The sequence below is a fragment of the Actinomycetota bacterium genome (genome assembly GCA_012837825.1).
Lineage (GTDB): Bacteria > Actinomycetota > Humimicrobiia > Humimicrobiales > Humimicrobiaceae > Humimicrobium.
In genome coordinates this window covers 1-20,383 of record DUQM01000085.1, presented here as the reverse complement: position 1 = coordinate 20,383, position 20,383 = coordinate 1, and the positions used below count along the sequence as shown (strand labels likewise).

The 20,383-nt window shown below is 33.8% G+C and carries 21 protein-coding genes; 3 read left to right on the top strand and 18 right to left on the bottom strand.

Annotated elements, in window-relative coordinates:
* Positions 1–102 precede the first annotated feature (102 nt).
* Entirely contained in the window at positions 103–1,386 is a 1,284-nt protein-coding gene (locus GXZ93_06690) for an iron-containing alcohol dehydrogenase (protein HHT79458.1), read from the bottom strand.
* A gap of 237 nt (positions 1,387–1,623) precedes the next feature.
* Here GXZ93_06690 and GXZ93_06685 point away from each other — a divergent pair, with 237 nt between their 5' ends.
* Both GXZ93_06685 and rpe read left to right on the top strand, forming a co-directional pair.
* Positions 1,624–2,619, top strand: a complete 996-nt coding sequence (locus tag GXZ93_06685) for a fructose-bisphosphate aldolase class II (protein ID HHT79457.1) — start codon at positions 1,624–1,626, stop codon at positions 2,617–2,619.
* 20 nt (positions 2,620–2,639) lie between these two features.
* Positions 2,640–3,341 carry a ribulose-phosphate 3-epimerase gene (gene rpe, locus GXZ93_06680; GenBank protein HHT79456.1) on the top strand — a complete coding sequence of 234 codons (702 nt, stop codon included), beginning with the start codon at positions 2,640–2,642 and terminating at the stop codon, positions 3,339–3,341.
* Between the two features lie 99 nt (positions 3,342–3,440).
* Here the strand turns inward: rpe and GXZ93_06675 are convergent, their stop codons facing one another.
* The 7 genes from GXZ93_06675 to GXZ93_06645 form a co-directional block, all read right to left on the bottom strand.
* Positions 3,441–3,545: a rubredoxin gene (locus tag GXZ93_06675; protein ID HHT79455.1), complete on the bottom strand. Its 105-nt coding sequence runs from the start codon at positions 3,543–3,545 to the stop codon at positions 3,441–3,443.
* A gap of 41 nt (positions 3,546–3,586) precedes the next feature.
* Complete coding sequence (locus tag GXZ93_06670) at positions 3,587–4,009, bottom strand: DUF1844 domain-containing protein (GenBank protein ID HHT79454.1); 423 nt, start codon at positions 4,007–4,009, stop codon at positions 3,587–3,589.
* A 79-nt stretch (positions 4,010–4,088) separates the two neighbouring features.
* Positions 4,089–4,607: an adenine phosphoribosyltransferase gene (locus tag GXZ93_06665; protein ID HHT79453.1), complete on the bottom strand. Its 519-nt coding sequence runs from the start codon at positions 4,605–4,607 to the stop codon at positions 4,089–4,091.
* Positions 4,608–4,626: 19 nt separating this feature from the next.
* Positions 4,627–6,123, bottom strand: coding sequence for a hypothetical protein (locus tag GXZ93_06660; GenBank protein HHT79452.1), 1,497 nt, complete (start codon positions 6,121–6,123; stop codon positions 4,627–4,629).
* 73 nt (positions 6,124–6,196) lie between these two features.
* Positions 6,197–7,165 (bottom strand): transketolase family protein, encoded by a 969-nt coding sequence (locus GXZ93_06655; GenBank protein ID HHT79451.1) that lies wholly within the window; start codon positions 7,163–7,165, stop codon positions 6,197–6,199.
* Between the two features lie 188 nt (positions 7,166–7,353).
* Positions 7,354–8,454 carry an AI-2E family transporter gene (locus tag GXZ93_06650; protein ID HHT79450.1) on the bottom strand — a complete coding sequence of 367 codons (1,101 nt, stop codon included), beginning with the start codon at positions 8,452–8,454 and terminating at the stop codon, positions 7,354–7,356.
* Between the two features lie 61 nt (positions 8,455–8,515).
* Positions 8,516–9,340: a transketolase gene (locus GXZ93_06645; protein HHT79449.1), complete on the bottom strand. Its 825-nt coding sequence runs from the start codon at positions 9,338–9,340 to the stop codon at positions 8,516–8,518.
* A 194-nt stretch (positions 9,341–9,534) separates the two neighbouring features.
* Between GXZ93_06645 and GXZ93_06640 the strand changes: the two genes are divergently transcribed.
* Complete coding sequence (locus tag GXZ93_06640) at positions 9,535–10,944, top strand: FAD-dependent oxidoreductase (protein HHT79448.1); 1,410 nt, start codon at positions 9,535–9,537, stop codon at positions 10,942–10,944.
* Between the two features lie 83 nt (positions 10,945–11,027).
* On the opposite strand, the gene GXZ93_06635 is transcribed toward GXZ93_06640, so the two are convergent.
* The 10 genes from GXZ93_06635 to GXZ93_06590 all read right to left on the bottom strand — a co-directional run bounded on the left by GXZ93_06635 (position 11,028) and on the right by GXZ93_06590 (position 20,019).
* A complete protein-coding gene (locus tag GXZ93_06635) occupies positions 11,028–11,456 on the bottom strand; it encodes a hypothetical protein (GenBank protein HHT79447.1) in 429 nt (142 codons plus the stop codon).
* 50 nt (positions 11,457–11,506) lie between these two features.
* Positions 11,507–12,868 (bottom strand): hypothetical protein, encoded by a 1,362-nt coding sequence (locus tag GXZ93_06630; GenBank protein ID HHT79446.1) that lies wholly within the window; start codon positions 12,866–12,868, stop codon positions 11,507–11,509.
* A gap of 25 nt (positions 12,869–12,893) precedes the next feature.
* Positions 12,894–13,622 carry a hypothetical protein gene (locus GXZ93_06625; GenBank protein HHT79445.1) on the bottom strand — a complete coding sequence of 243 codons (729 nt, stop codon included), beginning with the start codon at positions 13,620–13,622 and terminating at the stop codon, positions 12,894–12,896.
* Positions 13,623–13,695: 73 nt separating this feature from the next.
* On the bottom strand, positions 13,696–14,076 hold the full coding sequence (locus GXZ93_06620; protein ID HHT79444.1) for a pilus assembly protein: 381 nt from the start codon (positions 14,074–14,076) through the stop codon (positions 13,696–13,698).
* Between the two features lie 278 nt (positions 14,077–14,354).
* The gene (locus GXZ93_06615; protein HHT79443.1) at positions 14,355–14,804 is read right to left on the bottom strand and encodes a hypothetical protein; all 450 of its coding nucleotides are present in this window, start codon (positions 14,802–14,804) and stop codon (positions 14,355–14,357) included.
* Positions 14,805–15,184: 380 nt separating this feature from the next.
* Positions 15,185–15,697 (bottom strand): hypothetical protein, encoded by a 513-nt coding sequence (locus GXZ93_06610; protein HHT79442.1) that lies wholly within the window; start codon positions 15,695–15,697, stop codon positions 15,185–15,187.
* Positions 15,698–16,083: 386 nt separating this feature from the next.
* Positions 16,084–17,271 carry a CpaF family protein gene (locus GXZ93_06605; GenBank protein HHT79441.1) on the bottom strand — a complete coding sequence of 396 codons (1,188 nt, stop codon included), beginning with the start codon at positions 17,269–17,271 and terminating at the stop codon, positions 16,084–16,086.
* A gap of 2 nt (positions 17,272–17,273) precedes the next feature.
* The gene (locus tag GXZ93_06600) at positions 17,274–18,002 is read right to left on the bottom strand and encodes a ParA family protein (protein HHT79440.1); all 729 of its coding nucleotides are present in this window, start codon (positions 18,000–18,002) and stop codon (positions 17,274–17,276) included.
* Between the two features lie 14 nt (positions 18,003–18,016).
* Positions 18,017–18,772, bottom strand: coding sequence for a hypothetical protein (locus GXZ93_06595; protein ID HHT79439.1), 756 nt, complete (start codon positions 18,770–18,772; stop codon positions 18,017–18,019).
* Between the two features lie 11 nt (positions 18,773–18,783).
* Positions 18,784–20,019, bottom strand: coding sequence for an AAA family ATPase (locus tag GXZ93_06590; GenBank protein HHT79438.1), 1,236 nt, complete (start codon positions 20,017–20,019; stop codon positions 18,784–18,786).
* Positions 20,020–20,383: the final 364 nt, after the last annotated feature.

Sequence of the window (20,383 nt, the reverse complement as noted above, 5' to 3'; positions counted from 1 at the left end):
TTATGACATTTATGCATTTTTACGCATATGATTATATTGACTAAGAATCAAAATGTCAAATAGATAAATTAGTCAACAGAAAAACTTTTTTGCCGCCAGGGTCTACTGCTTAAACTTTATTTTTTCAAACATGCCTGTTCTGGCAGCTTCAAGCACCGGTTCTATATAAAGCCCGGCTTCTTCAGAAGTAAGAGGAACAGGCATGTTTTTAAGCTTTGATTCAAGTTGTGGATTTTTTGCCGCTTCTACGGCTTTGTCTATATGGTTTCTTTTAAACCCCTTCACTTCAGAAAGTACTACAGGAAAACCAATCTTTTTTGAAAATTCCGTCATAGCCCTGGCAATTTCAATACCCAGCTCTTTACCTCTGAGGCTGCCTAAATCTTTGGCAGAGTATTCCTGATAAATGGGAGCAAGTTTCTTTAATTTGTTTTCTATCGACGGAGAAAAAAATACAGTATAGTAGGGATTCATTATCGCACAGGCTCTTCCGTGCGAAAGAATATCAACAAAAGAATAGCTGTTCAGATGAGCCCCGTTTGTTCCCTGAAGCATTATTGCATACCCTCCGAGATCAGTTGCAATGCCTATTTTTTTTCTCAGTTCAATATCATCAGGATTATTTATAAGATAAGGAAGGTTTTCAACTATAAGGGATATGCCGGTAAGACATACCTCTTCAGCTAGTCTGAAGTCCCTGCCTTTTTCATCGTATCCGTAATAAGCTTCAAGGCAATGAGAAAATCCGTCAAAAGCACCGTCTTTTGTCAGGTCTTCAGGCATGCTTTTTGTCACCGAATAATCAAATACCGCTCTTGCCGGTATTATCGCATCATCAATAATCAGTTTTTTCTGGTTTGTGGACATATCCGTTACATTAGAATATCTGCTGATATGGGAACCTGAACCGGAAGCTACTTCCACAGCAATAAGCGGGTAAAGATTTTTTACTTTTTTTTCTTCCAGTTCCCTGCCTACATTGCCTGCACCAAAATATTTTTCAATTTCAGAATTATCTTTTTCAAGCGAAGCCAGTATGTTTGCTGCCTTTGCAGTGTCTATTGCCGAACCGCCACCGACACATAATATGCATTCAGGTTCTGAATCCCTGATAAGATCAGCAAGCGCAAATACATCTTCTCTCGGACTGTTTTCTCCGGAAGTCCCTGAACGGGCAATTATATTTATTTTCCTGTCATTTAGTATATTTTCAATCCTCTCTCTTAAATCTTTTGCCCATTCATTCTGTGAAATTATTAAAAGGATATTCCGGCCGAACTCCAGAACAAAATCTCCCGTTGAATCAAGACATCCGATACCGAAAACATACTTTCCTTTTGTGTAGTCTTTTAATAATTTTTCTGCTTTTAAAATTTTTTCATCCATTTTCGCTCCTTTATCAAAAACTTCATTTATTGCTTTAAATTATTTAATTTTCTTAAAAAAGCTTTTTAAAATAGCTCTAATATTATATATTAAAAATTGTTTAGAAACTGAAAGGTTGTTTTTAATATATTATTGCTGAATTATAAATCAGCATATCAAATATAATTAATTTAAAAATATAATTTTTTCTTTTTTTATAAAAAACATTTAAATTTAAATTAGCCATAGGAGGAAAAAATGCCACTTGTACCGATGAAACAGATTCTTGATGAAGCCATAAAAGGAGGATATGGGGTAGGCGCATATAATGTAAATAATATGGAGCAGATACAGGGAATAATGCAGGCAGCTGCAGAGACAGAGTCTCCTGTAATTATCCAGGCTTCAAGAGGAGCCCTTAAATATACAAAAATGCTCTATTTGAAATATATAATGGTTGCTGCTGTAGAGGACAACCCCAATATACCGATTTCAATACATCTTGATCATGGAAATAATTTTGATACCTGCAGGCAGGCAATAGAACTTGGCTTTACATCAGTTATGATAGACGGTTCATTAAAAGAAGATTCAAAAACTCCCACCACATTTGATGAAAACGTCGAGGTTACTGCAAAAGTAGTTGAATATGCGCATAAATTCGGCGTTACCGTTGAAGGCGAGCTCGGAACACTGGGCGGTATTGAGGACGGAGTAGGTTCCGGAATAAGCACGCTGACAGATCCTTCGGAAGCTGAAAGATTTGTAAAGCTTACAGGAGTAGATGCCCTTGCTCTTGCAATTGGCACAAGCCATGGCGCTTATAAATTTAAGGAAGCTCCGGTTCTGGCTCTTGATATAGTGACGGAAGTAAAGAAAAGACTGCCTGATACACCTCTGGTAATGCATGGCTCATCCTCGGTGCCCAAAGAACTAATTGATATTATCAACAATTACGGGGGAAACATGAAGCATGCCATGGGAGTACCTATGTCGTCAATACAGGAAGCAATAAAGCGTGGGATAAAAAAGATCAATGTGGATACTGATGGAAGACTTGCAATAACCGGTGCTATCAGAAAATATTTCAGTGAACACACTGATGTAATAGATCCGAGGGATTATTTCGGAGAAGCAAGAAAAGCTGTTTATCAAACGGTAAAAAGCAAAATGATAGATTTCGGTACAGCAGGTCATGCGCAGGATTATAAACCTCTTGCTCTTTCAGACATGATAAATGTTTATAAAAAATAAAATAAATAATTTATAATCTGATGTCTGACAATGATATTTATAAAATAGGTATTTCAATTCTTGACAGTGATTATCTAAACCTTGGGGATGAGCTGTTAAAAATAAAAAAATCAGGGGTTGATTTTATTCATCTTGATGTAATGGATGGGAATTTCGTTCCCCAGACAGCTTTCGGCCAGATTATGGTATCACATCTGGTTAAAAGAGCTGACATTCCTGTGAATGTCCATCTTATGATAAAAAATACAGATGAGCAGATTGACAGCTATATCAGGCTGGCCCCTGACTCCATAACAGTCCATTCTGAAACCTGCATTCACCTGGACAGGGTGATCTCGGCAATAACTGCAGGCGGTATCAGTGCGGGAGTCGCCCTTAATCCTTCCACACCGGTATCTTTTGTAGAAAATGTTCTTGATAAAATCAGTTCGATTTTAATACTTACTGTAAATCCGGGACTGGGGGGCCAGGACTTTCTGGAAAGTATGCCTGCAAAGATAAGAAAAGCTCGGGAAATGATAAGAACTTATAAGAAAACCGAAAACAGAAAAAGCTTTATAGATATAAGAGTTGACGGAGGCATAAACAGCTCCACGATCATGAAAGCAAGAGATGCCGGGGCAGATACATTTATTATAGGTTCCTCTTTTTTTAAGAGTAGCGACCCGACCCGCTTTATTAAAGATTTGAAAGATTTAATAAACAAAAACCGGATAATTTAAAAAAAAATAACAAGCCTTTAATGCATTGTATAAAGTCAGCTAATGAAGCTGTCAGGCTGTCTGTAGGTTTTGCTATTGAGAGCAATAAGTAATTTTTAATTATTCTTTCTTTTCAAAAGAATCTTTGGCGCCGCATTCACATTTTTTAGGCTTGCATCTGCCTTCTTTTTCAAAACCGCAGGCGCTGCACTTCCATACTGCCATGATTTCTCCTTTCATTCCGGCTGAATATTATTTCACCGATATCAGGCTCCGAATATTTTGACAAAATTCATTTGAAGGTTTGTCAGAGATGACTGCAATGTTTCTCTTTCCTGTGCGCTGACTTCATCTGTCAGAACTTTCAGCAAAGCATCAAAACCATCTATTGCCAGTTTTGCCTGGATTTTATCCTTGAATTTATCATTTGTTCCTACCGGCAGACCCATTTTTTTATAAGCAAGACTTGAAAGAGACATCATAAGTTGAATTATTATATCTTTGGTTGTAAGCTTATCCAGTTCTTCCTGTAGTTGCTTTACCAGCTCTTCTTCTTCTTTCTTCTTTTCTTCAGGACTTAAATCCTTGTCCTTTAAAGTCGCATCATCATATTTTTTTGCCTTATCCCAAGAGCCGGTATTATCTTTTATGTCTTTATATTCACCGTTTCCGCCTTTTTTGGCTGCCATTTTTCCTCCTCCCCTTTTAATAACTAACAATTATGCTGATTTATTTAACAGGTTTTCAGAAAATATTAATCAGATTCTCTTAAGAATCATAACTTACAAGCGAGAAAATATCATATCCTTTAAGCACTTCTCTCGGCTTTAGAAAATCAAGTTCTATTAAAAAGCAGAAACCGGCTATTTTTCCTCCTGCTTTTTCGATCATCTCAGCTGTCGCTTTCGCTGTCCCGCCTGTGGCAACAAGGTCATCAACTATCAGTATGCTGTCGCCCTCTTTTACAGCATCCACATGCATTTCCAGGGTACTGCATCCGTATTCAAGCTGATATGATATCTCGTAAGTTTCATACGGCAGTTTGCCAGGCTTTCTTACAGGAATAAAACCTACTCCCAGTTCATAAGCTACAACTGAACCAAAAATAAAACCTCTTGATTCAGCTCCTATGACAGCATCGATCTTTTTCCCCTTACAGCTATCCACAAGCATATCAACGGCATATCTGAAAGCAGACCCGTCTTTAATAAGTGTGGTGATATCATAAAAAACTATACCTTTTTTGGGAAAATCAGGTATATTTCTGATTTTAGATTTTAAATCCATTTTTTTGCCTTTCCGGTTCTTATCTTCCTTTTAATAAATTTATAGTATTATTCATAAGATAACTTATATCCAGCCCTTTGTAATCAAGAAAACCAAGCACTTCTTCAGGAGAATATTTCATCCCATAACTCCATATTTCCTTTAAGAAATCTCCGGCTTTTTTATTTTTATACCATTTATAACCGAATTTATTAAGCATATATTCCTTAACCTGCGCTTCAAATATCCATGCCCTTATATAGTTTGTGCAGTAAAAACTTTCATCAACATCTTTCAGATAATTTTCAGGATAATATTTCATTACAAGATTTGATGTAAGAAGGTCGCTGTAAGCAGTATCTTTATCTTTTATTTTCTTCTCTGAATGAAGGAGGAGTTCATATTTCAGCTTGCAGGCATATCTTCTTAAAAAGAAAAGATTGATTATGCTTGAGAAATAAGTAAAATCATCAGCAGCTTCGCTATTCATGCCAAGAACATCTATAAGCCAGTTTCTGTCCCATGCAAGATTTTCAAGACAGAAAGCATATCCTTCCGTGACCGCGCTGTCCCCCAGATATTTATAGGCAATATCAAGGTTTTCCCTGGTATTTGCAAAATGTTCGGCATGTCCCCCTTCGTGGAACATTGCCTGATAATCATCCTGTCCGCCTGCAGGCATTACTACAAGATATATCTCAGAAGGAACTCTTACTGTGGCGCAGAATGCCCTTGGGGATTTGTTTTCCCTTTCCTCCACATCCATAATGATATTGCTCTGGGTGTCAATATCAATTCCTGCCATTCTCATTGTGTCCTTGAAAATCGGAACCAGCCGCTCCTTCTTAAAGAACATGTCAAATTCTTTTGCTCTTTTTATAAAAGCAAAATCACTTGCACCGGAACCTTCAAGACTGATATTAAGTTTCTCTTGAAAAAGCCTGCCCATATGTTCCCTGTACAGAGAATCAGTAGCTTTTACAAGCATGTCCATTTCTTTTTCAAGTTTATAGAAATCAAACCCTTTGACATTCATGAACATGTCCGCATAGTTTTTATAACCAAAATTTTCAGCTTCTTCATGAAGGGATTCCCAGTACCGGACAAGATCGGGATTAAAAACTTCTGCAGTCACTTTAAGCCTCTTGTCTTCTATAAGTCTTCTTTTGCCGTGATCCTCTTCATTTGAAAGTATTATGTCTGAATATCTGAAAGATACGTCTTTCCCGTCTATCTCAATCTTTGAAGATGCTTCATTGTTTGCTATCCTGTCTGCTATATGAGCAAATCTATTACCCATATAGCCTTCTGCGCTGAAACCAAATAAATGTTTTGCCTTTTTTCTATTTTCACCTTCCGATTTATTAAAAAGATCCTTGAAAAAAATTACAGTCCCTGAACTAAAAAGCTGGGGATACTCATCATATATTGTTTTTAAGTTGAGCTCCTGCTTCAGTCCGGCAAAATGCAGATAGTACTCCTTATCGATTTTGCTTAAAAAATTTTCCGTGTCAATGCAAAACTCATCAATATTCATTAAATTCTCCACAAGCAGAGTTAATTAAACAAAATAAATTAGCGAATGCAGTTGTAAGGAAAATCTGTTTTCTTTATTTTACAAGCGATTTTACCTTGTTTTTGATGCTTTCCTTATCAAATCCATAAGCTTTGATAAGTTCCATCGGTTCTCCTGAAGCACCGAATTTATCCATAACACCCATTCTTATAACTTTCACAGGCATTTTCTCTGAGAGAAGTTCGCAAACTGCACTTCCAAGTCCGCCTATTATGTTATGATCTTCAACAGTAACTACAAGACCTGTTTTTCCTGCGCTTTCCAGCACAAGCTCATCATCAAGAGGTTTTATGGATGGCATATTTATAAAGTCCACTTCAATTCCTTCATCATTAAGTTCTTTGGCTGCCTGCAAAGCTATGTGTGTCATAAATCCTGTGGCAATAAGAGTGGCTTTTGGTCCTTCCATTATCTTTATGCCTTTGCCAAGTTCAAACTTGTAGCTTTCATTAAAGATAACAGGAATATTGCTTCTTGTGAGCCTGATATAATAAGGGCCGTGGTGCGATGCGGCATATTCTATTACTTTGCCCGTCTCTGTCCCGTCACAAGGTGAAAGGACAATTATTCCCGGTATAGCTCTCATTATTGCAACATCTTCTATAGCCTGATGAGTTGCTCCGTCTTCTCCTACTGAAAGACCTGCATGTGTTGCACATATTTTAACATTAAGGCCGGGATAGGCTATTGAACTTGAAATCTGATCAGCAACCCTTTTGGTTGCAAATACTGCAAAAGTAGAAGCAAAGGGTATTTTACCGGTTGTCGCAAGACCGGCAGCAACACTCATCATGTTTGCTTCGGCAATACCCATATCAAAGAATCTTTCCGGAAATTTTTTGGCAAAAACAGATGTCATGGTTGATTTTGACAGATCACAGTCAAGAACAACTATATCTTTATTTATTTCTCCAAGTTCTGCAATCTTCTCTCCATATGCAGTTCTTGTCGCAGCCTTTTTGTTTTCATCTGACAATATTGCCTGAACATCTTTATTAAGCATACCAATCTCCTCTATACTGAGTTAATCTATAAATTTATAATCTTTTTATTAATTTTAATTTAAAAATTTAAATACCAATCTGCTTTAATACCGCAGTTTAATTGATATCATACAGAATAATAAATAAAATTTACAGTATAATATTTAAACTTGTAAAGCGATAGCCGGCTTTTAAGATTCAGTGTTTTTTAAACAGGATTTGTTTTTTCTACCAGATAGAATTTTAGTATTTCCTGCAGAATAGCCACAGCCGGAACAGCGATAAACACACCAAGCCAGCCGAATAAAGCCCCTCCTGCAATGATAGACAGTATTATTATGCCTGAATGTACTTCTGTTCTATCTTTCATTATAAACGGCAGAATGAAAAAGTAGTTGATTATATAAATACCAACAAAAATAATAAACACTATAAGAGCTTTCATCGGTGAGATTAAAAGAGCAAGAATAATGGCAGGTATTGCCGGGAAGATCAGGCCGAAAACGGGGATAAGACAGAATACAAAAATCATTACCCCTATAAGTGAAGCAAATTCAATTTTTAAAATACTCAGCGATATTGTCAGGATTATTGCAAGTATTGCCGCATTAAGAAACTGCCTTCTTATGAATTTTTCAAAAACATTGTTTACTCTGTTAATTAGACTGATGGACTGAAGTTTTGTCTTCTCAGGTATCGCCTTTACGATGTTTGCAACAAATTTATCGGAATCCTTTAAAATATAAAATCCAAGTATGGGGCCTATTATAAAATTAATCACAATATTGATTATAGTCACGGTAAAGGATGCTGCACCCTTGAAAATATTTATTTCGCTTATATTTATGTTTTCAATAAAATATTTTGTGACTTCCAGGGGGTTTCCGGGAAGAAAAGAAAGATCGGTCATTTCTTCAATGCTTTTAAGCAGAATATTATTTTTCAGGTTACTGCTCACAAAAAGCGAGAATCTGTAAATATAGATCGGCAGCTTGACAATAAATGACTTAAACTCATCAATTATAAGCGGTATTATAAAGAAGAATATAACAAAGACTATTATAAGAAATACAACATAAGTAATTGAAACTGCAACTATTTTTCTAAGTTTTTTCCTTAAAAGCTTTACAAGAGGCAGAAGCATATATGCAATAAATACCCCGATTATTGCAGGAATTATTGCAATTTTTACAAGTGACAAAACATAAAATATTCCTACAATTATTATAACCAGACCTATGAGAGACCACGAAAAAATACCTATGTTCCCCATAGTCTGTATACTTCCGGTTTTTTTTAGCTTACGCATTTAAGCTTTGGTTTTTTTATTGCCAGGGATATTATAGACAATTGCCCTTAAAATAAATATCTTATCTTGTTATCTCTGATTTTGCTTTTGCTGCTTCCTCCAGGCTTGGAGCTTTCCCGTGCCATCCACATTCATTTTCCATAAAGGACACGCCTTTGCCCTTTACTGAATTGGCAACTATCATTACGGGAGCATTTTTAACTTCTTTAGCCTGGGAAATGGCGTTTTCTATTTCATCAAAATTATGTGCATCTATCTCTATCACATGCCATCCGAATGAAAGCCACTTGTCTATCATTGGCTCAGTATTCATTACATCTTTTGTAAACCCATCTATCTGAAGACCGTTCCTGTCAAGTATTCCTATAAGGTTTCCAAGCTCATAATGTGCTGCAGCCATTGCAGCTTCCCATATCTGTCCTTCATTGCATTCACCGTCGCCAAGTATGACAAACACATGAGCATCTTTATTATCCAGCTTTAGCCCCATTGCCATGCCTACTGCAGCTGAAAGACCCTGGCCCAGTGATCCTGTCGACATCTCAACGCCAGGAGCTTTTTTCATATCAGGATGTCCCTGGAGAATGCTTCCAAATTTTCTTAATGTTTTAAGGTGTGATTTTTCAAAGAAACCTCTTTCTGCAAGAGTAGCATAAAGTACCGGACAGGCATGTCCTTTTGATAGAACAACTCTGTCCCTGTCTTCCATCTTCGGATTTTCAGGGTCAATGCTGAGGTCTCCGCTAAAATAAAGATAGGAAAATATATCCGCCATCGATAAAGAACCGCCGGGATGGCCGGAACCTGATTCACAGAGCATATCAATAATGTCGACCCTTATATCTTCTGCTTTTTCCTCTAACATTTTTTTCATTTCTGCATCCATAAAAATCCTTTCGGTACGTAATAGTTTATTTTCAAAGCAAATCTGAACAGATTAGCTGTTTCAAAACCGGCTGAAAACAGTTATTAAAATTTATACCATATTTGCTGAATTATTCAATTGCTAAATAAAAAAAACCTTGAAATAATATAATATAGTAAAAAGTCAAAAAAATTAAGTTTGAAAACCGGTTTAAAATGTATTTTAACAAAAATGAAAAGCAGCATCTTCTGGTAATAGGAGGAAATGTTTCAGGACTTGCCGCAGCAAGCCAGGCAAGAAGAAATGCACCCGATATCGATATAACAGTTCTTGAAAGTGGAGAACATATCTCTTATGGAACATGCGGCCTGCCTTATTATATTTCAGGAATCGTAGACGACATAAACAAGCTATTCGTTTATCCTCCAAGTTTTTTTGAAGAAAAAAGAAATATAAGAATACTTACCGGACATAAAGTTACAGCACTCAATCCTAACAAAAAAGAGCTTTCAGTAAAAATCAAAGACGGCTCAGAAACCGGGATTTTTAACTATGACAAGCTTATCATCTGCAGCGGCGCAAAGCCGGTTGATTTAAAAACAGATGGTCTTGAAAACTCATGCAATGTCTTTCATTTCAGAAATGTCTCTGATGCTCTCGCATTAAAAAATTATATAAACAAAAACAATCCTTTAAGAGCAGTAGTAATAGGCGGTGGCTCCATAGGGCTGCTTATAGCAGAAGCATTGATTAAAATCGGAATAAAGCCAGTTGTAATGGAAAAATCAGAAACAATATTCGGGGATTTTGAAAAGGAGATTTCCGGTGTTCTTTCTGAAAGAGCGGTTAATCAGGGGTGCAGCCTGTTTGTCAACTCCTTTGTATCTTCTGTAATCAAAAATGATAACAATAATATCACTGAACTTATTATAGGCAGCAATGTGGAACCATGCTCTGAAAACATATCTGCAGATATTGTTGTCCTGGCTGCAGGCATTGAGGCAAATACCTCGTTTATTAAAGGAAATTCCATAGAGCTGGGACACAGAAAAGCAATAAAAACTTCTCCCAGGCTTCAGACAAATTATTCAAATATATTTGCCGCAGGTGACTGCTGCTGCGTCAAAAATATTGTAACCGGAAAGTATGCTTATATACCTACAGCAAATAATGCTGCCCGGATGGGGAGGATTGCAGGAGAAAATGCAACCGGGGGAGATGAAATTTTTAATGGTTCAGCCGGAACCAAAGTTGACGTTGTTTTTGATCTTGAAGTAGCAAAAACAGGGATTTCTTTTGATGAAGCACTAAGTCTCGGTTTTAATCCAGTCAGAATAAGAGACACTTATCCTTCACACGCCGTGGCAATACCGGGGGCAGCAGATATAAAAATAGTTCTCATAGCTGACTACCCTTCCGGAAAAATCTTGGGTGCCCAGATGATAGGTCATGACGGTGTTGCAAAGAGAATAGATATTTTCTCGGCATCAATAACCTGCGGAATGACTGTCAGTGATGTTTATAACCTTGACCTGAGCTATTCTCCGAGTACTTCCACAGTGTGGGATCCCGTAAACAAAATATGCGGAAAAGCACTGCTTAATTTTAAAAAAAGAAGATTTTAGGAAAATGACTTAGCTATCTGCTTTTATTCCTGGCAGAACAATATAAAAAGTGGTTCCCGAAAACAGTCTGCTTTTTACCTAAATCAATCAATTCTTTTCAGTCTGCCGATGGCATGAGCATTCACACTTATGTCTTTTATATTGATTAATTTTAGAAAGTTTGTTGAGTAAATACCCCCGGAGATGACTTCTATGTATTCTGGATTTTCAATGCTTTCATAAACATGATAATCAAGAAAGGTTATATTAAAGTTTTCTTTTTCCTCAATATTATTATGGAAATAACCGGTAATGATGTCTTTAAAATCATCCGTTAAGTAATTGATGCCTTCATGCTGGGCTCTGGATATGTCAATTGCTTTTGTGCTTTCTTCGGCAGAAATAAGGCATGCCTTGTAAAGATTTTCCTTTGCTATCATTGCTCCGCCTATATCTGTAACGGCGCCTGTGATTAAAATAATGATCGGAACAAGAAAAGCAACGGTAATTAATGCAGCTCCGGTTTCATTCAATATGCTTTTTTTAGTTATTATTTTTTCCTTAAAAAAAGACCGCATTATAATCAGAATTCAAAAATTTCATTTGTTATGCCGCCAAGCCATATATGTTTATTATCCTCGCCTGTTGGCTTATAAAGATTTATGGATATAAAACTATTAACCGGATTGGGGAAAGAAACATGACCTGCATGACCGCTTTCCGAATAGAGGTATATATGAAGTATGCTTTCCTCATTTCCACCATAATTAAAGTTAACGGTAGCTGATACCGAACCCTCCTCGGAAGGATTTACTTTCTCGTTAAATATCTCAACTTTATCTATTCCATTCCCGCCATATCTAACTACATCCTCATAAATATAGACCTTATTTATTTTCTTTGGCTGTTCATTTTCACCAATATTGTCATTATAAATTTTCCAGGTTATTTTCAATTCCATAAAAGCATCATCACCATTAGGATTTTTGTGCCATTTTGTAAAAACAAATTCAGGAGTCTTTTCAACCAGTATCTCGCCATGCATGGGCGATGAATAATATCCTGAAGTTATCCATACTTTTTCGGTTTTATAATAGCTTGTATCAACCCATTCAAATGAAGTATAAGTTTCCCAATACCCCCGGGCAACAATATATGAGGTATCAATCCAGTGTCTGCCTGTTCTTTTTTCCCAATGCCCTGAGCTGGCATAATAGCTTGTATCAACCCATGTTCTTCTGGTCCTGTATTCCCAGTGTGAGGTGTCAACCCACATGGTTCTTGTTCTTAATTCATAGTGAGAAGTATCAACATATCTGCTTCCCCAGTGAGAGGTATCAACGTATCTCGAGCCATAGCGTGTTTCCCAGTGGGAAGTATCGACGTATATAAAGTATTCGTATTTCTTTAATGTTGCATGCCCTGCAGATCCTTCAACCGGGTACTGCCTGTTTATTCCCCATCCCGGATCATATTCCGGAACCCAGACGGTAATAACCTGTTTTTTATAATATCCGCTGGGAACCCATACTGAATAACTGTAATTTTGATAGTATCCGCTGTTTATCCACTCATAAACGGTATAGCCGCTTTTTACCCATTCATAATAGTTTTCGGTCTTATAATATCCGCTGCTGACCCATTCCCTGTAAGTTTCATTTTTCCAGTATCCGTCATTTACCCAGCGCGAGGTATCAACCCATACATTATAATCATCATACGACCAATATCCCTGGTTTACCCTATACGATGTATCCACCCACCTTGTTTTCTGCTTTTCATCCCAATAACCATCTTTAACTAAATGAGTCCTTGTCTCCCAGTAAGAAGTATCAATCCAGACCGGGTCATCCTCTGCACGAAGATATCCATGTTTGGATAATGTAAAGATGAATATAAATAATGTTAATATGGCTAATAAAAATATCTTGTTTTTTTTATTCATTTATTATTTAAATGTTTTCTTATTTTTAAAAATATTCAGAAAAAAAGATTTGTTTCGAACAGGGACTGTTTTCATAATATGTTAATATTGTCTCCTGAAGGTAAATCTTTTTATTAAAATAACTCTTAAAATCATCTACGGATTTCATTATTTCAAATCCGATATATATATCGTTTGGAGGTATAAATTTGTATACATATGTATTATTTCTGAATTCGTCCAGATTGATAATTTTTTCATAATCTTCTACTTCCTCATAAACTAATTTATCTGTATAAAGATCCATTTCCACACTTTCTTTTTTAACAATAAAATTTATTTCCTTTTCATCGACCTCTTTTAATTTTCCCAAATAATATTTAATTCTGCCTTGTACCTGTTCATCAATGCTCCAGCATTCGTATTCTTTCCCGTTTTTTTCTTTTATAAGTTGTTTTTTTAACTTAACCTTTACATCATTTCCATTAACATCCTGCAATATTTCGTATCTGGTTACATTCGTGATGTCTCCATCACTTTTTATTATGGTCAGATCCGTCCGGTTTAATTCCTCACCATTTTCATCAAAAATACCGAGAGGATCGGAGAAGTTTTTCTGAGAGCCTATTCTTCCCAGCAGCTCAGAGGTCAGTTCCTTTTCATTGGAATTTTTTTCTTCATTTATGGGACTTATGAATTTAAATACAAAAAATGAAGTACCCGACAAAACAAACAGAATTATAATTATAATGGCTGATAACTTTATTTTTCTCATCACATAAGCATGGATTAATAATATGGATTAATAATATTAATATTTAGTAATAATGATTAAAAAATTTTAATTTTTACCTTTTTTCCTCAATTCTCATCAAAGATTTGCTTTCTACTTTAAAAAAATTACTATTCCCCATTGGGAGAAGACTCTGAAAAAAAACAGGAACCTCATAGTTAACTTTCACCAAAACATTATCTCCGGGATTATAACCGTCAATAGCAATATCTGCTGCCAATCTTTCATCAAAAGACCAGCCCGGTAATGAAGAATTTGCATAATAATATACTGCCATTAATGCATCTTCCTCGGGATTTTCACTTAGAATTGCTGCTCTGGCTCCCTCAAATGATGCAGCATTTACGGCAATTTTTGCATTCAGGATAAAACCGAACTGAATTATCCCGGCAATCAGAACCAGAAGAATTGGCGCAATCACAGCAAATTCTACCAAAGCGCTTCCCTGCTCTAATTTTATTTTTTTTATCAAACCGTTTCTTTTGAATAGCAATTATTAATATCTTCCCGGTAAAAATAATAAAACTTATAAACTGTCCACAATTCTTTGAAATACAGATTGCAACTTATCGCCAAGCGATGTAACTACCACGATACACACGATGACAACAAGCGCGATATAAAGGGCTATCTCAATTAATGTGGATCCTTTACATGATACATATTTCTTTAATAGATAGTCTTTAATTCTTTTCATTTTCTCTCCTAAAATAATTATTTGAATAATAATTTGAACTGTGGAATTATCGGCAAAATAAACAGTATTATCATTGGAATAAAAATAAATATAAAAATTACAAATATCAGATTGCTTTCAAGTTTTTCAGCTCTTATTTTTATATGGTCTCTCTGGTTTCTTCTTATTTCCAAAGATAGGTCTTTTAATGTATTGTTTACCGGGTTTCCAATAATTTCTGACTCTGAGATAACTTTTAAAATTCTTTCAAACTCGGAACAAAAAGATATTCTTCCTATATATTTTAAAGATTCATTTTTACTGTTGCCTTCCATTTGTTTAATCCGGTATATTTTAAAGAGTTTGCAAATATTACCTTTCATATTTTCAACCAGATACTTGATTGATTCATCAAAAGTAAGACCTGCATTTATCAGCAGATATAAAAAATCTATGAAATCAGGCAACTCAGCATAAACATCTCTCATTTTTTTGTTTATATGATTTTTAAGAATTTCTGAAGGTAGAAAAAAACACAAAAATGCTGCAATAACTGAAATAGCAAAATAATTATTCCTAAGAAATAGTCCCAAAAAATTTATTAAGAAAAAAGCTGCAAAACTAAATAATATTTTTACAATATATAGCTTCTCCAGAGTATCTATGCCTATCCCCAGAAACTTAAATCCGGAAAAATCATTAAAATAAATTTCAAATTTTTTATTATCGGGTTTTGACCGATTCCTTTTTATAAAAATTTTTTCTATAAAATTTTTACTTTTTATACTTATCTTGCTGGTTTTGAGAAAAACGAATAATAAAATAAAAAATGCAAATATTAAAACGGAAATGGATATAATTATAACCTTCATGATATTAAAATATTTTTTCCAAGATTATTAATGATTTTATTTATAAGCAGGAAACCGGTAAAAAAACTGACTAATGCATATATTGATACTATTATCCCGATACTGCTCAGATAATAAGTAATAAAATTTTTATTAATTAAAGTAACAATAACTATGGAAATTATTGGTATAAGCATAATAAAATAAGATGAATATTTTGGACCGGTACTTAAAATGTTTATATAGTTTTTTAAAGCTTTCTTTTCTCTGATATAGTCAATCTGGCAGCTGATGAATTTGTTTATATCTGTTCCCTTTTCGTTTGCCGCGATAAATCCCGATAATATTATCTCTATTGACCTGCTGTCGTTTTTTTTAATCATAATTTTCAGAGCATCTTTAAACACCAGTCCTTTGGAATAATTTTCCAGCACTTCAATAAAATCACCTTTCAATGGTTCATCTATTTCGTTTACAGACTTTTTTATACAGTTTAGAATATTGGGCTGGGAGAAAAGATTCCCTGACAAACTGATTAAGAAATACTCAAGCTGCTCTTCTTTCCTGCTAACAGTTCTGGTTTTTTGAATATTAAGAAAAATAGTTATGAATGAAAAAATAGCAATAATTATAAAAACGGTTATTAATAAAGATAATTTAAGAGTTATACATATTAAAAAAAATATTGTGAAGATAATAAATAATATCAGTAAAAAATCACTTAAATCGATTTTCAAGTTTAAGCTTTCATACCATTTTTCAAATCCATTCCGTCTTTTTCGCTTCTTGTATAAATCAGTTTGTCCAATATTTTTTCTTAAAATCAAATCAAGAGTTTTATTCTTCTTTTCAATATAAAAGAGTAATAAATAAAGAAATAAATAAAATACTCCGATCGTAACAAAAACTGATATTTTTATTGATACGTTAATTGGTATTCACCTTCTTTAGTCAGATTTTTATCAACTGTTATTATTTCTTTTATTTTCCTTTTAATATAATCCGGTTCTCCATTCAATTGGTTTTCCAGATAAATAATCACATTTATCGCTCTGGCAATAATTCTTTTAATCATCATATTATCCAGATTCTGCCTGTATTCCATTGAAAGGGTCTCAAGTCTTGTCAGGGCGTCAAAACCCGAATCAGCATGAATGGTTGAGAAACTGCCCTTGTGGCCGGTATTTAAAGCCTGCAGCAATTGATATGCCGATATGTTTTCTCTTATTTCTCCAATTATTATTCTGTCAGCCTTCATTCTTAATGTTTCAAAAAGCAATCTTTCCTGATTTATTTCATAATCAATCTCTCTGGATTTTATTCTTGTAGTAAGAAGCCTTGCATAATGATGATTTAAGGGTTTGATTTCAGGAGTATCCTGTATTATGTTAATAAATTCATCTGAGGGAATCAGCTTTATTAAGGTATTGAGCAAGGTAGTCTTGCCTGTTCCCATGCCTCCGGCAATGATTATGTTTTGTTTATTCTCTACAAAATATTTAAGCAGATTTTTTACCTTCCCATCGAACATTCCAGCTTTTTCAAGATCATCGATTTTAAAATCCAGACAGTTGAAAACCCTTATGGAGATATAGACTTTGTCGGAAACAGGAGGTATGACGATGGAACATCTGCTGCCTTCATATAAATCTGTATTTAGAAAAGGAATTCTTTGATCTATTATTTTTCCTGAGTTTTCTTTAATTCTGTCTATTATTAAATATACTTCATCCATATTTGCAAATACCTGGCCTAAAAAAATCTTATGTCCGTTTTTTATAATTACCATCTCAAGATCCTGTATAAAAATATCTGTTATTTCCTTGTCGCCAAGATAAACCTCAAGAATGCCCAGGCCACATGTATCATAAAAAATCCGTTCTATCATTTCATTTTTAATGTGGTAATTTGCGATATTAAAGTATTCTTCCACTTCCTTTTTAATGATGAGAAATATCTTATCCTTAAAATGTTCTTTATTGTTAAAAACCGGATTAAGATCATATGCTTTGGTTTTAATCATTTTCTTTACTCTTTTGATTATTTCTTTTTCAAGATCTGATTCCTGTATCGTTTTTTCACTTATACGGTCTTTCAAGCTCATTTTCACACTATATTTTTTAAATAAAAACCTTCCAAAATTTTAGACATATTAATAAAAGTCCTGGTCTTTAAAAATTTATTTTTGTTCTTCATAACCAGGCTTTTGTTAAAATTTCTTTCAAAAGAAATAAATCCCATTATCGGCAAGGTAATAACTTTTGATATGTCCATTATTTTAAATATGTCTATAAACCTTTTTTTATTTATTAAAAAATAAAAATTATCATGATGAAGGAGAAACTTGCTTTTTAGAAGGTTTATGAATTCCAGATTTCTATAAAGTGATTCAATCTCAAGATCGGAAATTAAAAAAACATAATCGGTTATTTTTAAAACGTCAACTATGGAACCATTCAAAACATTCTGAGTGTCTACAATTATAATTTCATACTTCTTTAATGCTGTGCTCAGCAGATTATTTATTTCATCAGTTTTAACTTCTTCTGCAGACAATGGGTTGGAAAACCCTTTTATTATGTCCAGGTTGTTTCCTACATTTTTTGCATAATTAGCGAGTTTTGAAGGAAACTTTAAAGCTATTTCAATTGAATTATCATCATCTGCATCAAATAAAACTGTGAAATCTCCCGGTGAGGAATCCATTTCCAGCAGCAGCGTTTTTCTATTTTTTTTACAAGAGAAATATAATGCCAGACATAAAGATACTGTTGTCTTGCCTGTGCCGCCTTTATTTGAAGTAACAGTTATTATTTTCTCTTTGACTTTATCCATTGGAAAAATAATCTTTATTGCGGTCCTATTAATAATTTGTATTTCTCACCTGAAGTTATTTTTGCCAGATAAGGCGCTTCAAGGTTTTTACATTTGACGTAAAGCGATGAATCTTTTCTATTATTTTTTGATAAAATGCCCATATCTGTATCTTCAACTTCTTGAATATGAATAACTTCAAGATTTTTAAAATAAATAAATCCATCAACCAGGAAAATATTTTCTGAAATTTGAAATACGCTGCTGTTAAGATAGTTTTTTATATTAAATCCTTTTGAAAGACAGCTGCCTTCGCTATTGCTGAAAACCGCACTATTCTTATAAAAAATATCTTCCATATCTTTATCTTTTTCTGTTGAGACTATCATTATCTTTTTACCTATCTGAAGATCTGATGCCATACTTTCTTTTGAATTAAGATTAATTGATATAATCGCTTCATCTTCTTTAAGATTTGAAGATAAATAATCCTCTCTTTTATCTTCAAGCATTTCTCTTGTAATAAAGTCTCCCATATATCTGTCTGTCTTTATTTCAAGTCCTATTAATTCTGATTTGTTTCTAATTGCTTCAACAGGTACGTCCTGTTTATAAAAAAACCCATCTCTCACGTCTTCATCTTTAATAGTATGTCCTTTTTTAATATCAGCCTGCAGCACTGCAATTGCAACTTTTTCAAAGTGGCTGTTGAGATACAAAAATATTGAAAAGCCGATAATTAATGCTCCGATAATTGCAAGAATAAAAAATTTTTTATATCCAAAATACATCTTTCTTCTCCTCAGGATGTTAAAATTTTTAATGCAGTATTTTTCAAATTATTGAATCCCTCCAAATTCTCGAAATATACTTTTTTCAAATCCTGATGATTATCAAGTTCTTTTAAATAAGGAATTAACAGAAAATAATCCGGATCCAGATACTTTTTAATAATCTCTATGTTGGCATTGATATTGCCTGGATTTTTTACTTTGTTTATCACAAAAACCTTTTTTAACTCATCATAGATATACTTTTTTACTATTTCGGTAATTCTGCCCAGACTGCCTGTGCTTTCATCAGATATAATTAACAAAGTATCTGAAATGTCCGTTATCCCAAGATAAAATTCATTTATTTTGTTGGGTAAGTCAAAAATCATGAGATCATATTTTTTTCTTGCCAGTTCAACCAGTGAGTAGATCTCCTTTAAATCAATTCGGTTTGAAATTTCATGAGAAGGAGGTGGTAAAATAATATCCACACTATTATTTATGCTGATAAGGCAGTTTTGAAAACTATTCTTATCATAGCTTTCAGAAAACAGTGTTAGGTTCGGTGTTTTTGGAGTATTTAAATAATAGCCTAAGTCGCTGCAACCTTCATTGAAGTTTAAATCAATTATTAAGGTTTTTATATTCTTGAGCAGTGTTGCCATAAAATAAGAAATTGTCGTAGTGCCGACACCACCTTTTGCGCGGAAAACTGTTATGATTTTTTGTTTGACTGCTTTTACTTTTTCAATGTTTTTATATTGATTTTCCCCCTTATTTTTTCTCTCATTTGCCACATACTCTTTCAAGCTATCTTTTTTATTATTTTTAATATTGGAATTATTGTTTTTTATTGATTTTTTTTCAGATTCATTTTCTTTTTTCTCCACACTATTAACAGTCTCTATATTTTCTTTAATGTCTCTATCTCCAATTTGTTTATCCGGTTTGATTACCTTTTTAAATATCCCCTGTCTGCTGATTCTTTGTTTCTCATTATTTTTTCCGGAATTAAATTCTTTCAGAATAATTTTTTCTAGATTTTTATTATCAAATTTTTTTGGAAGATCCTTTTCAATAATAAATGTCTTTGTTTTCTTCCTTTTTGCTCTTTCTATAATGTTTTCAAAATTTGATATATTTTTACTTATAAACAAAATATCAATTTTTTCATATTCAAGAACAAAATTTACCGCATATTCGGAACTTAGATTAATAAAGCAAAAATTTTCCCTGATTTTTGCCGCTTCAGCAAAAATTTCCAATTCTGTGTCAGCAAAGATGACTTTGAATTCGGAATAATCATTTTGTTTATTAGAATTGTTTAATATATTAGACATATATTATTATTAACAGGATATATAAACATATTAAATTAATGTATTATTAATTTAATCATTTAGATGGGTTGTGTCAATGAAAGGCGGGCAGTTTCTGTTGACTATTTGTTCTACACTGGAGTTATTGAGCTCATAGATAAATATACTTTTAATAAATAATATATAAAAGCAATATGAGATTTAGGAATCAGATTTCATATATAAGCAGGCAAGCACAATTATTTCTATAAAAAAGGATAGGTGTCAATTTATAATTAAGACCTATCCAAATAATCTGAAATGGATTTTA